We start from the raw sequence: 12,191 nt of genomic DNA, 5'->3' as shown, positions 1-12,191 counted from the left end.
CCTTGAGGGAATCAGATTCCCTCAAGGAGCCCTTCACGGACCGGGGTGGTCGTGAGGCAGGGGTCAGGGGGTGTGGGGGGGTCCCTTCAGGACTTTGGCTGGGGTGGGGGTGCGCGGATTGGCAAGACTTCTGCCTGCGGCGACAAGGCGATAGGGCGCTGAGCAAGCACACTGGGACGCCGCGGGGCGCGGGTGCCTCGCGGGCGGATCGGGAGGCCTGGATGGCACAGCAGTCGACACCGGAGGCGGTCGGCGGGCAGCTTCGCGCTAACGCGCTGGGCACTGGCGGGATCGCGTTCCTCGTGCTCGCTGCGGTCGCGCCGTTGACCGGGATGGTGGTCATCGCGGGGCTGGGGATCGCGCTCGGCAATGGCGGCGGGATGCCTGCGTCGTTCCTGATCGCCGGGGTGGTGTTGCTGCTGTTCGGCATCGGGTACGCGCGGATGAGCCAGTATGTGTCCAACGCGGGCGGGTTCTACGCGTATCTTACCGCGGCACTCGGGCGGCCGGCTGGGCTTTCCGGGGCGTTTGTGGCGTTGGCTGGGTACAACTGTTTCGTCGCGGGAGCGGTGGGGACGTCGGGGGCGTTGACTGGCGGTGTCGTCAACCGGGTGTTTCATCTTGACGTGCCGTGGGAGTTTTGGGCGGGACTGTCGGTCGTCGCGGTGTTTTTGCTGAGCAGGCGCGGGGTTGACGTTTCGGCGAAGGTGCTTGCGGTGTCGCTGATTCTCGAGGTCAGCATTCTGGTCGTGTTCGACGTCGCGGTGCTCGTGAAATCCGGGTATTCGCTCAGTGCGCTGTCGCCCGCGGTGGTGACGTCCGGGTCGATCGGGCTGGGGTTGTTGTTCGCTGCCACGTGTTTCATCGGGTTCGAGGCGACTGCGCTGTTCAGCGAAGAGGCGCGTGACCCGAATCGGTCGGTACCGCGTGCCACCTACATCGCGGTGATCGCGATTGGGGTATTCGCGGCGGTTACGTCGCTCGCGCTGGTGAGTGCGATCGGCGTGGGGAATGCGAAAGACGTTGCGCAGGAACATCTTGCGGCGGGCGACCTGCTGCTCGCTACCTCGCAGAACGTTCTCGGGACGGTGCTCACCGATGCCATGCAACTGCTGCTCGTGGTGAGTCTCTTCGCCGCGCTGCTGGCGTTGCACAATTCTGCGAGCCGGTACATCTACGCGCTGGCTCGGGACGGTGTGTTGCCGAAGGTGCTGGGGCGCACGGTTTCCGGTACGCCGCGCAATGCCAGTGCGGCGCAGATCGGGTTCGCTACTGTGGTGGCGGCGATCTTCGCGGTGCTGGGGCTTGATCCGGTGGCGTTCCTGACGTCGTCGATGACTGGGTTCGGGACCTTGGCGATCCTGGTGCTGCAGGCGATGGCGTCGATCGCGGTGGTGGTGTTCTTCCGGCAGCGGCGTGATCCGCATTGGTGGAGCACGTTCGTCGCGCCGGGGCTTGGCGGGGCCGGGTTGATCGGCGTGATTGTGCTGGCGGTGCTGAACTTTCCGACGATGGCCGGGTCCGACGCGGCGTGGATCGGGGTGTTGCCGTGGCTGTTGCCGGTCCTGGTTGTCGCCGGGCTGGCGATGGCGGAGTACCTGCGACGGCGGCGTCCGGAGACGTATGCGGCGCTCGGGCCGGAGGTGCATTGACCCGAGTGTTGCAAGGGTGCCGCCACGGGGGTCGAGCGGTCCCGTGGCGGCGCCGTTCAGCTGGCGTCGTCGTTCGTCTTGGTCCGGTCGTGTGCCCATCCGGCCAGCGTGAGCCCGGCGACGGTCAGCACCAGCAGGGAGATCAGCTGTCCGGTCCAGCCGCCGGGCACCCAGGTGAACGCGCCCCACAGCTGGTGGGTCTCGTGGTCGAAAAAGCTGCGGATGATGGCCTGCGCGCACACGATCGTGACCACCATGCCGACCGCCTGCACGGCTCCGTAGCCGCCCTTGCTCATGTGTTCTCCCCGGTTCGTTGGTGCCTTCAGTCTGCGGGAGGGAGGCGGGCCGCACATCGGACCTGGGGCGCGGTTTACGGCCGACCAAAGTCGGGCGAGCCGCGGGGTTAAGACTTTGGTCTAGGTCCGCGCTGTGCCGGGGGCTGCTGCACAGCCGGGGCGGATCGGCGAAGATGGCCAGGTGATCGTTGCGCAGGCCAAGCTCAAGCCGTGGCAGCAGGGGTGGCGGCTGGTCGTGGCCGCGCTGCTCGGCCTGTTCGCCTGGGTGGCGGTCGCCGCGAAACTGCCGGAGGGGTCGCAGGACCCGCGGATCGGGTGGCTGATCTTCGGCGACCCGGTGATCGGCGCGGGTTGCCTGGTCGCGACCCTGTGGCGGCGGCGGTATCCGCTCTCGGTCGCCACCGGCGTGGTGATCGCCTCGGCGGTCTCGACGCTGGCGGGCGGGGCCGCGTTGCTCGTGCTCGGGTCGCTCGCCACCCGCCGCAAACCGTTCGAGACCACGGTGATCGGGATCGGCTGCGTCGCGACCGGTGCGGTCACCGAAGGGCTTTATCCGCGCGGGGCCGATCCTGACCCGTGGTGGCTGTCCATTTCGCTCATCGCCCTTATCACCGGCATCGTCGTGGCGATCGGGGCGGCGATCGGGGCGCGCCGCGAGGAACTGCGGTCGCTGCGGGAACGCGCGGAGAGCGCCGAACGGGAGCAGGTCGCGCGGGCGGCCGAGGCGCGGATCGTCGAGCGGCACCGGATCGCGCGCGAGATGCACGACGTCCTCGCGCACCGGGTTTCACTGGTCGCCATGCAGGCGGGAGTGCTGGGCCATCGCTCCGATCTGCCGCCCGAGCAGGTGTCGCTGCTCGCCAAGGGGATCGCCGACGGCGCGCACCAGGCACTGGAGGAACTGCGGGACGTGCTCGGTGTGTTGCGGGCCAGTCCGGGCGGGCTTGAGCCGCCGCAGCCGTCGCTCGCGAATCTGCCCGCGCTCATCGCCGACGCCCGCGCCCTTGGCGTCAACGTCAGCTATACCCCGGATTCCGTCGGAACGCCGCCGGATCTGCTTGCCCGCACGGTGTACCGGATCGTCCAAGAAGGACTGACCAACGCCGGGAAGCACGCGCCCGGCGCGGAGGTGCGGGTCACGGTCGAAGGCGGGGAAGGCGAGGGGCTGCGCGTGACCGTGCGGGATTCCGGCGCGGCGAGGGGCGAGAAGCCGCCGCCGTCGTCGGGATTCGGGTTGCTGGGCCTCTCCGAACGGGTCGGGCTTGCCGGTGGTGAACTTGACCATCACGCGGACCCGGACGGCGGGTTCGTGCTGACCGCGTGGCTGCCGTGGCCTGCCCGCGACGAAGGGAGCGAGTGAGTGGAGCGGGTGCGGGTGGTGATCGTCGACGACGATCAGCTGGTGCGGATGTCGTTGCGGCTCATGCTCGACGGCGAAGCCGACCTGGAAATCGCCGGCGAGGCCGCGGACGGCGACGCCGCAGTCGCCGAGGTCCGCCGGCTCCGGCCGGACGTCGTGCTGATGGACGTGCGGATGCCCGGCCGCGACGGCCTCAGCGCGACCGAAGAAATCCTCAGCTGGCCGGAACCCCCGCGGATCCTCGTGCTGACCACGTTCGATTCCGACGAGATGGTGCTCGGCGCGCTGCGGGCCGGTGCGCTCGGGTTCGTGCTCAAGGACACCCCGCCGCCGGACATCCTGGCCGCGGTGCGCTCGGTCGCCGACGGCAATCCCGCGCTGTCCCCGGCGGCCACCAGCCGGTTGATCACCGCGGCGATGGGGCCGCGGTCGTCGGAGACCCGGCGGGCCGCGCGGGAGGCGGCGCGCGCCCGGCTGGCTGCGTTGACCGAACGCGAGCTGGACACCGCGAAGGCGATCGCGGAAGGGCTGTCGAACGCCGAGGTGGGGGCCCGGCTGCACATCAGCGTGGCGACGGTGAAGGCGCATACGAGCAGCTTGTTCGCCAAGCTGGGCGTGGTGAACCGGGTGCAGATCGCGCTGGTGGTGCGCGACAGCGAGGAATGACCGGCGAATCCTTAGCAACAAGCGGATTTTGCGCACGTATTCGAAAATGAATGTGCCCTTCGCTGACGAAATGCGAATCGGGCGCATTTATTGACGCAACGTGAATAACCGGGTGGCATTTACGCTGATTGTCGCAGCGAATCCCCTTCGTGCTCCGGTACCATCTTGACGCTGAAGTCTGGTTTCGCGAAGCCGAATCCGGCCGCTTTTCTGGAGTCGATCCGGAATCCTCTTGTGCTGCGGCGGACGGCCTGCCACACTTCCGATAGGAGTCCTAACTAGTTGCCTGGCTGGCTCTCCGCGCCGGGGTGGGAGGAAACCGTCGTGCAGGCTGCGGATGCGGTAGCCGCGCTCCGCGGGGTTTCGCTGCGGGTCACCAAACAGCGGATCGCGGTGCTGGAGGTGCTGGGACGCCGTCCGCACGCCGGGTTCGAGCACATTCGCGACGCGGTGGGCGAGAAACTCGGTTCCGTTTCCGCGCAAGCGGTTTACGACGTGCTGGCCGCGCTGCTCGGGGCCGGTCTCGTGCGCAGGCTCGAACTGCCCGGCTCCCGCGCCCGGTTCGAATTGCGCACCGACGACCACGACCACGTCGCGTGCCGGGGGTGCGGAGCGGTGGCGGACGTCGAGCGCGTCGATCTGCCGCCCGCGGAGGAAAACGGCTATCGCATCGACGCGGCCGAGGTGACGTATTGGGGCACCTGCCCGTCCTGTCTGTCCGCGCCACCGTAGAAAGAGGAGCGATGACCTTCGCCGACAACAACGATCCGTTGACCACCGCGGCCGGCGCGCCGGTCGCCGACAACCAGAACAGCCTCACCGCGGGTGCGCGCGGTCCGGTGCTGCTCCAGGATCTCTGGCTGGTGGAGAAACTCGCGCACTTCGACCGCGAGGTGATCCCGGAACGGCGGATGCACGCCAAGGGGTCCGGGGCGTTCGGCAAGTTCACCGTCACCCACGACATCAGCCGCTACACCAAGGCCGCGTTGTTCAGCAGGGTCGGCAACGAGGTCGAGACGTTCGTGCGGTTCTCCACCGTCGCCGGGGAACGCGGCGCGGCGGACGCCGAACGCGACATCCGGGGGTTCGCCGTCCGCTTCTACACCTCGCAGGGAAACTGGGACCTGGTCGGCAACAACACGCCGGTCTTCTTCCACCGGGACCCGCTGAAGTTCCCCGACCTGAACCACGCGGTGAAGCGCGATCCGCGGACGAACCTGCGCAACGCGGAGAACAAATGGGGGTTCTGGACGAACCTGCCCGAGGCGCTGCACCAGATCACCATCGTGATGAGCGACCGCGGCATCCCGAAAACCTACCGGCACATGCACGGCTTCGGCTCGCATACGTTCAGCCTGATCAACGACGCGGGCGAGCGGCACTGGGTGAAGTTCCACCTGCGCACCCAGCAGGGCATCGAAAACCTGACCGACGCCGAGGCGGACGCGCTCATCGGCGAGGACCGCGAATCGCACCAGCGCGACCTGTACGAGGCGATCGAGCGCGGCGACTATCCGAAGTGGACGCTCTATGTGCAGCTCATGCCGGAGGCGGACGCGGAGACCTACCGATTCCACCCGTTCGACCTCACGAAGGTGTGGAGCAAGAAGGACTACCCGCTCGTCGAGGTCGGCGAACTGGAGCTGAACCGCAACCCGGAGAACTACTTCGCCGACGTCGAACAGGCCGCGTTCACCCCGGCCAACCTGGTGCCGGGCATCTCGGTCAGCCCGGACAAGATGTTGCAGGGCAGGCTGTTCTCCTACGGCGACGCCACCCGCTACCGGCTCGGCGTGAACCACCACCAGATCCCGGTCAACTGCCCGCGCGCGGCGACGCTGGTCAACACCTATCACCGCGACGGCGCGATGCGGGTGGACGGCAACCAGGGCGGAGTCCCGGGAGTACAGCCGAACTCCTACGGGCGGTGGGCGGAGCAGCCGCAGCACGCCGAACCCGCGGGACCGGCCGGAGCGGTCGCGGACCGGTTCGACTACCGCGAGGACGACGACAATTATTACGAGCAGCCGGGAAACCTGTTCCGGCTTCTTGACGAGGGCGCGCGGCAGCGGCTTTTCGAGAACACGGCGCGCGGGATCAAGGGCGCGCGCAAGGATACCGTCGAGCGGCACATCGACAACTGCGCCAAGGCGGACCCGGCGTACGGCGCGGGCGTGCGGAAGGCGTGCGAGGAGATCGGGGCGTTGTGACCTGGTCCGGCCGCGGCCGGGTGGTCAGGCTGGTGTCTGTTCGTGTTCCGGACAGTCGGTGCGCAGTTCGGTCAGCGCCAGGGGTTTCCGCATCAGATGGCAGTGGTGGGGAGCCTCCGGCTCGGGGTGTTCGTTGGGCCCGAAGAACCGGCACGTCGTGCAGACCCGCGCCACGCTGATCGCGCCGCTGCTCTGCAGGTCGGCGATCACCCGCAGCAGGGTGTGCAGGGTGGTGGCCCGGTCGGTTTCCGGCAGTGCGGCGAGTGAGCCCACCAGTTGCCGGTCCCATTCCGAGAGTTCGGCGGCGACCTCGTAGCCCCGGTCGGTCAGGGTGAGCAGGCGGCGCCGTCCGTCCGAACCGGGCGAGCGCGTGAGGAGTTCTTTGCGTTCCAGCGCGCTGACCGCGTCGGACATCGTCGGTGTGGTCACGTCGAATTCCGCGGCCAGTGCGTTTACCTCTCGCCGCGGCGCGGGCTGGTGGGACAACGACAGCACCGCTTGTTGCTGCAGCGGCGAAAGACGCTGGGTGCGGGCGCTGCGCTGGGAAAGCGCGCGCAAGCCGTTCCCGAGCCGCTCGATCGCGTCGGCCAGGCGTCGGTCGAGGCCGGGTTCGTGCTCGGGCATGCGCACCGCCTCGCGGCTAGGACTCCGTGCCGTCCATGATAAGCGACGGCCCGGAAGAAGGCCGGGACCAGCCGGTCCCGGCCTCCTCCCTCGCCAGGTGGTTCAGACGAGTTTCTGCGCCTCCAGCAGCGCGTCTCGCAGGATCTGCTCGATCTCGTCGAATTCCGCCCGCCCCGCGATCAGCGGCGGCGCGAACTGGACCACGACGTCGCCCCGGTCGTCCGGGCGGCAGTAGAGGCCACGGTCGAACAGCGCGCCGGGCAGGAAGCCGCGGACGAGGCGTTCCCGCTCGTCGGCATTGAACGTCTCGCGGGTCGCCTTGTCTTTGACCAGTTCGACCGCCCAGAAGTAGCCGTCGCCGCGGACGTCGCCGACGATCGGCAGGTCCAGCAGCTTGCTCAGCGTCGAGCGGAACGCGTCCTGGTTGTCCAGCACGCGCTGGTTGAGTCCCTCGCGTTCCATCAGGTCGAGGTTCGCCAGTGCGACCGCGGCCGACACCGGGTGCCCGCCGAAGGTGTAGCCGTGCGGGAAACCGACTCCTCCGCCGAGGAACGGCTCCATCACCCGGTCTGACGCGATCAGCGCGGCGATCGGGCTGTATCCGGAGCTCAGGCCCTTGGCGCAGGTCAGCAGGTCCGGCTGGAAGCCGAACTTCTCGCTGGCGAACGTTGTGCCGTGCCTGCCGAACGCGCAGATCACCTCGTCGGCGACCAGAAGCACGTCGTGCCGGTCACAGAGTTCCCGCACCCGTTCGAAGTACCCAGGCGGCGGCGTGAGGCAGCCGCCGGAGTTCTGCACCGGTTCGAGCACGACCGCGGCGACCGTGTCCGCGCCCTCGAAGAGGATCGCCTCCTCGATCCGGTCCGCGGCCCAGCGGCCGAAGGCTTCGAGGTCGTCGGCGAACTCCGGATGCCGGTACAGGTTGGTGTTCGGCACGCGGAAACCGCCCGGCGCGAGCGGTTCGAAGTCCTTCTTCATCGCCGGCAGTCCGGTGATCGCGAGCGCGCCGTGCGGAGTGCCGTGGTAGGCCACTGCCCGGCTGATCACCTTGTGCTTGCCGGGTTTTCCGGTCAGCTTGAAGTACTGCTTCGCGACCTTCCAGGCGGATTCGACAGCTTCACCGCCGCCGGTGGTGAAGAAGACGCGGTTGAGGTCGCCCGGTGCGAGATGCGCGAGCCGCTCGGCCAGTTCCACCGCGGGTTTCGTGGCATAGCCCCAAATCGGGAAGTACGCCAGTTCGTTCGCCTGCCGCGCGGCGACCTCCACGAGTTCGCGGCGGCCGTGTCCGGCCTGCACGACGAAAAGCCCGGCCAGGCCGTCGAGGATCTTGCGGCCGCGGTCGTCCCATACGTGCACGCCCTCGCCGCGGGTGATCACCGGTACCGGCGCGTCCGGGTAATTTCCCATGCGGGAGAAGTGCATCCACAGGTGCCGGGCTGCTGCCGACTGAGTGTCCATTGCCGACTCCTCTCAGACGTTCTGCGGGAAGCCGAGGTCGAGCCCGCCCTGACCGGCTCCCGGCCAGCGGGTGGTGACGACCTTGGCGCGGGTGAAGAAGTGCACGCCCTCGCCGCCGTGCGCGTGGGTGTCGCCGAACAGCGAGTTCTTCCGGCCGCCGAACGAGTGGTAGGCCACTGGGACCGGCACCGGGACGTTCACACCGACCATGCCCGCCTCGACGTCGGCGGAGAACCGGCGGGCCGCGCCGCCGTCGTTGGTGAAGACCGCCGCGCCGTTGCCGTAGGGACCGGCGTTGATCAGCTCGATCGCGTCGGCGAACGTCTCGACGCGCACTACCGAAAGCACCGGGCCGAAGATCTCGTCGGTGTAGATCGGCATGTCCGGGCGCACGTGGTCGAACACCGTGGGGCCGACGAAGAACCCTTCGCCGTCCGCGTCGAACTCGCCTTCCCGGCCGTCCAGCACCAGCGTCGCGCCAGCCTCGGCACCTGCGGCGATGTAGCCGGACACCCGGTCCTTCGCGGCCGCGGTCACCAGCGGGCCCATGTCGCAGGCGCGGGTGCCGTCGCCGGTCACCAGCGTCTTCGCGCGGTCGGCGATCCGGGGCACCAGAGCGTCGGCGACGTCGCCTACCGCGACCACGACCGACACCGCCATGCAGCGTTCGCCCGCGGACCCGAAACCGGCGCTGACCGCCTGGTCGGCGACGAGGTCGAGGTCGGCGTCGGGCAGCACCACCATGTGGTTCTTCGCGCCGCCGAGCGCCTGGACGCGCTTGCCGTTCGCGGTGCCCGTCTCGTAGACGTACCGCGCGATCGGCGTCGAGCCGACGAACGACACCGCCTCGATGTCCGGGCTGTGCAGCAGGGCGTCGACCGCGGTTTTGCTGCCGTGCAACACGTTGAAGACGCCTTCGGGCAACCCGGCTTCACGCCATAGTTCGGCCAGCCAGTTCGCGGCGGTCGGCACCTTTTCCGACGGCTTCAGCACCACGGTGTTCCCGGCCGCGATCGCGATCGGGAAGAACCACATCGGGACCATGGCGGGGAAGTTGAACGGCGAGATGATCGCGACCGGGCCGAGCGGTTCGCGCAGCGAGGTGACGTCGATGTCGGTCGACGCGTTGGCCGTCGCCGCGCCCTTGAGCAGCTGCGGGATCCCGCAGGCGAACTCGACGACCTCCAGCCCGCGCGCGACCTCGCCCGCCGCGTCGGACAGCACCTTGCCGTGCTCGGCGGTGATGATCTTCGCCAGTTCGCCCGACCGCGCGTCGAGCAGTTCGCGGAACCGGAACAGCACCCGGCTGCGCTTGGCGAGGGAAGTCTTGCGCCAGGCGGGGAACGCGGCCTTCGCGGCGGCGATCGCGGCCTCGGCGTCCGCGGCCGAGCCGAGCGGCACGCGCGCGGTGACCCTCCCGGTCGCCGGGTTCGTGACGTCCCCGTAGCCGTCCGGCGAGCCTGCCGCCTCGCCGCCGGCGATCCACTGGGACAGCGTCGGCACGGAATCGCTCATCGAGCCACCTTTCTTCCTGGTATTCGCCCTCTGAGGGTCCCTCCGGGCGGGGTCGCGGGTAACCGACGAACCGTCGGTTTGCGAGGGCTTGGCTTTACATTTCGTCGGGTTATGCTGACGTCGTGCCCCTGACCCTGCGAGACGTCCTCGAGCTGCCCGTGATGGCTGCCGGGGCGCCGGTCGTGCGCTCGGCAGCGGACGCGGTCGACGTGCCGGTGCGGTCGGTGCACGTGAGCGAGCTGAGCGACGTCGCCGGGACGCTGACCAGCGACGTTCTGGTGCTCTCGATCGGGCGGGCGTTCACCGAGCCTGGCTTCGACGCGGTGGCGTACGTCCGGTCGCTGCGGGACGCCGGCGCGATCGGGCTGGTCGTGGAACCGGGCCAGCATCTGAAGGCGCTGCCCAGCGCTCTGGTGCAGGCCGCTCGCGCCGCGCGGTTTCCGCTGGTTGAGCTGCGCAGCACGGTCCGTTTCATCGAGGTGACCGAGATCGTGCACGCCCGGATCGTCAACGCGCATTACGAGCGGTTGCGGCTGGCCGAGCGTGCGCACGAAGCGTTCAGCACGGTCGGGTCGGCTTCGCGGGCACCGGACGCCGTCCTCGCGCACGCGGCGGACTTGATCGGGCTGCCGGTCGTGCTGGAGGACCGGACGCATCGGGCGCTCGCGTTCGCCGGTGCCGGTTCAGCGGAATCGCTGCTGCGCGATTGGCCAGCGCGGTCTCGGCGAGTGCCGTTCTCGGCCACGACCGAGGTGGGCGGTCCGGAGGGCTGGATGTGCACGCCGGTCGGGCCGCCGCGCGAACGCTGGGGTCGGCTGGTCGTGCCTGCGCGGTCAGCGGAACAACCTTCAGCGTGGATGGTGCTCGAACGCGCGGCTGAGGCGCTGACGGTCGGGAAGTTGCTGGAACGCTCGCCGCTGTCGGTGGAAATCGAAGCGCAGGGCGATTTGCTGCGGGATCTGTTGCACGGCGCGGACGAGGGTTCGGTCCGCGCGCGGGCCAGGGCGTTGGGGCTGGCGTCGGCGGCGTATTACGCGGTTTTGGTATGCCGTCCGGCTCAAGCCGGGCAGGAACGGGCGCTGCTGGACGCGGTGCTGACCAGCGACGGGATCGGCGGCGTGCTGGCGGAAGGCCGGGTGGCGGCGGTATTCCCGTGTTCCTCGTCGGCTGCGGAAAAAGCTTTGCTGGAGCGGGTGGTCGCCGGCGTTCCGGCTGGGCTGGCTGCGGCGTTCGGGGCGGCCGGGCCGGTGCGCCGGCTCGGCGAACTGCCGGCGGCGCTGCAGGAGGCGGTGCATGTCGCGGACGTCGAATCGCCTGGTGCGCCTGGACTTCGGCGCGCTGGCGACTTGGGGGTTCGCGGGTTGTTGTGGTGGTTGCGGGAGCATCCGCGGCTGCACGAGTTCACCGAGGCTCAGCTGAGGCCGTTGCTGACGTTGCCGGAACCGCGCGCCAGCCGGGCTTTCGCGACGTTGCGGGCGTTTGTCGAGTCGGGCTATTCGATGACGGAGTTCGCGAAGGCGCTGAACCTCAGCCGTCCGGCGGCTTATTCGCGGCTGGCGACGATCGAACGGGTACTGGGCGTCGAGCTGTCCAATCCGGACACCCGGCTTTCGTTGCACCTGGCCGTTCTGGCGCACGGCCATCGCGATTCAGCTTCCGGCTCCCCAGCGCAGTGACAGCCGGTCGGCGGCGCGTTCGGTGCTGATGTGCATCATGCTGCCGAGGATGGTCGCGCGGTCGATGACGACGATCGTGCCGTCCGGGGTGCTGGTGGTGCGCTCGCTGACCAGCACCGGGGTGCTGACGGGTTCGTCCAGGAGGCGGGCGAGTTTGTCGTCGAGGACGTCCGGGCGGATGGTTTCGGCGGCCCTGTCCACCGTTACGTCCAGTTCGGACAGTGCGGTGTAGAGCGATACTTCGGTGAAATCGGTGTCCCGCAGGCGTTCCCCGTGCGGGGGAGCGACCCAGGAGACCTGGTGGATCGCCCGGCGGCCGCCGAACTCGCGCACCCGCTCCAGCCGCAGCCCGGAATCGGTCGTCCGAGCCTGCAACCGGGCGGCGACGCGAGCGGGCAGTCGCCGTACCGCCTGGCTGACGACCTCGGTGCGCACGACGTAACCCTGATCGCGCAAGTCCTCGGTGAAGCTGCGCAAGGAGCCCAGCTGGTACGAGGCCGGTGTCGGCGCCACGAAGGTGCCGCGGCCGGGTTGTTGCACGATCAGGGCTTCGTCGCTGAGTTCGCGCAGCGCCTGGCGGAGCGTCATGAGCGTGACGCCGTAGGACGCGCTGAGCTCCCGCTGCGGCGGCAGGGCCTCGCCGGGCGCGTACTCCCCGGCACGGATCTTCGCGGCGAGGTCCGCGGCGATCGCTCGGTATCGGGCCATGCGCGTCCGTTCTGGTCCAGTTCTGG

General features: G+C 69.2%; 11 protein-coding genes. 6 read left to right on the top strand and 5 right to left on the bottom strand.

The window, feature by feature from the left end:
* The first annotated feature begins 221 nt into the window (after positions 1-221).
* Positions 222-1,652: an APC family permease gene (locus ACWGIC_RS34870; protein WP_452080185.1), complete on the top strand. Its 1,431-nt coding sequence runs from the start codon at positions 222-224 to the stop codon at positions 1,650-1,652.
* A gap of 56 nt (positions 1,653-1,708) precedes the next feature.
* Here ACWGIC_RS34870 and ACWGIC_RS34865 read toward each other — a convergent pair whose 3' ends face one another.
* Positions 1,709-1,948, bottom strand: a complete 240-nt coding sequence (locus tag ACWGIC_RS34865) for a hypothetical protein (protein WP_452080184.1) — start codon at positions 1,946-1,948, stop codon at positions 1,709-1,711.
* A 181-nt stretch (positions 1,949-2,129) separates the two neighbouring features.
* Here ACWGIC_RS34865 and ACWGIC_RS34860 point away from each other — a divergent pair, with 181 nt between their 5' ends.
* From ACWGIC_RS34860 to ACWGIC_RS34845, 4 genes are all read left to right on the top strand, one after another.
* Positions 2,130-3,308 (top strand): sensor histidine kinase, encoded by a 1,179-nt coding sequence (locus tag ACWGIC_RS34860; protein ID WP_452080183.1) that lies wholly within the window; start codon positions 2,130-2,132, stop codon positions 3,306-3,308.
* A complete protein-coding gene (locus ACWGIC_RS34855) occupies positions 3,309-3,974 on the top strand; it encodes a response regulator transcription factor (protein ID WP_452080182.1) in 666 nt (221 codons plus the stop codon).
* Positions 3,975-4,298: 324 nt separating this feature from the next.
* Complete coding sequence (locus ACWGIC_RS34850; RefSeq protein ID WP_452080181.1) at positions 4,299-4,706, top strand: Fur family transcriptional regulator; 408 nt, start codon at positions 4,299-4,301, stop codon at positions 4,704-4,706.
* A gap of 11 nt (positions 4,707-4,717) precedes the next feature.
* Entirely contained in the window at positions 4,718-6,184 is a 1,467-nt protein-coding gene (locus ACWGIC_RS34845; protein WP_452080180.1) for a catalase, read from the top strand.
* Positions 6,185-6,208: 24 nt separating this feature from the next.
* Here ACWGIC_RS34845 and ACWGIC_RS34840 read toward each other — a convergent pair whose 3' ends face one another.
* From ACWGIC_RS34840 to ACWGIC_RS34830, 3 genes are all read right to left on the bottom strand, one after another.
* Entirely contained in the window at positions 6,209-6,808 is a 600-nt protein-coding gene (locus ACWGIC_RS34840; RefSeq protein ID WP_452080179.1) for a MarR family winged helix-turn-helix transcriptional regulator, read from the bottom strand.
* Positions 6,809-6,910: 102 nt separating this feature from the next.
* Entirely contained in the window at positions 6,911-8,266 is a 1,356-nt protein-coding gene (locus ACWGIC_RS34835; RefSeq protein ID WP_452080178.1) for an aspartate aminotransferase family protein, read from the bottom strand.
* Positions 8,267-8,278: 12 nt separating this feature from the next.
* Positions 8,279-9,781, bottom strand: a complete 1,503-nt coding sequence (locus ACWGIC_RS34830; RefSeq protein WP_452080177.1) for a CoA-acylating methylmalonate-semialdehyde dehydrogenase — start codon at positions 9,779-9,781, stop codon at positions 8,279-8,281.
* A 122-nt stretch (positions 9,782-9,903) separates the two neighbouring features.
* Here ACWGIC_RS34830 and ACWGIC_RS34825 point away from each other — a divergent pair, with 122 nt between their 5' ends.
* The gene (locus ACWGIC_RS34825) at positions 9,904-11,457 is read left to right on the top strand and encodes a PucR family transcriptional regulator (RefSeq protein WP_452080176.1); all 1,554 of its coding nucleotides are present in this window, start codon (positions 9,904-9,906) and stop codon (positions 11,455-11,457) included.
* Here the strand turns inward: ACWGIC_RS34825 and ACWGIC_RS34820 are convergent.
* A complete protein-coding gene (locus ACWGIC_RS34820) occupies positions 11,431-12,165 on the bottom strand; it encodes a GntR family transcriptional regulator (RefSeq protein ID WP_452080175.1) in 735 nt (244 codons plus the stop codon). The two genes, ACWGIC_RS34825 and ACWGIC_RS34820, sit on opposite strands and share 27 nt — an antisense overlap.
* Positions 12,166-12,191 lie beyond the last annotated feature (26 nt).

Source organism: Amycolatopsis sp. NPDC054798, assembly GCF_053611505.1.
This window is presented reverse-complemented; position numbering and strand designations above follow the sequence as displayed.

Excerpts from the sequence above, each read along its gene's own strand:
- ACWGIC_RS34870 (WP_452080185.1), top strand. The coding sequence starts at position 222 with ATGGCACAGCAGTCGACACCGGAGGCGGTCGGCGGGCAGCTTCGCGCT.
- ACWGIC_RS34865 (WP_452080184.1), bottom strand. The coding sequence starts at position 1,948 with ATGAGCAAGGGCGGCTACGGAGCCGTGCAGGCGGTCGGCATGGTGGTC.
- ACWGIC_RS34845 (WP_452080180.1), top strand. The coding sequence starts at position 4,718 with ATGACCTTCGCCGACAACAACGATCCGTTGACCACCGCGGCCGGCGCG.
- ACWGIC_RS34840 (WP_452080179.1), bottom strand. The coding sequence starts at position 6,808 with ATGCCCGAGCACGAACCCGGCCTCGACCGACGCCTGGCCGACGCGATC.
- ACWGIC_RS34835 (WP_452080178.1), bottom strand. The coding sequence starts at position 8,266 with ATGGACACTCAGTCGGCAGCAGCCCGGCACCTGTGGATGCACTTCTCC.
- ACWGIC_RS34830 (WP_452080177.1), bottom strand. The coding sequence starts at position 9,781 with ATGAGCGATTCCGTGCCGACGCTGTCCCAGTGGATCGCCGGCGGCGAG.
- ACWGIC_RS34820 (WP_452080175.1), bottom strand. The coding sequence starts at position 12,165 with ATGGCCCGATACCGAGCGATCGCCGCGGACCTCGCCGCGAAGATCCGT.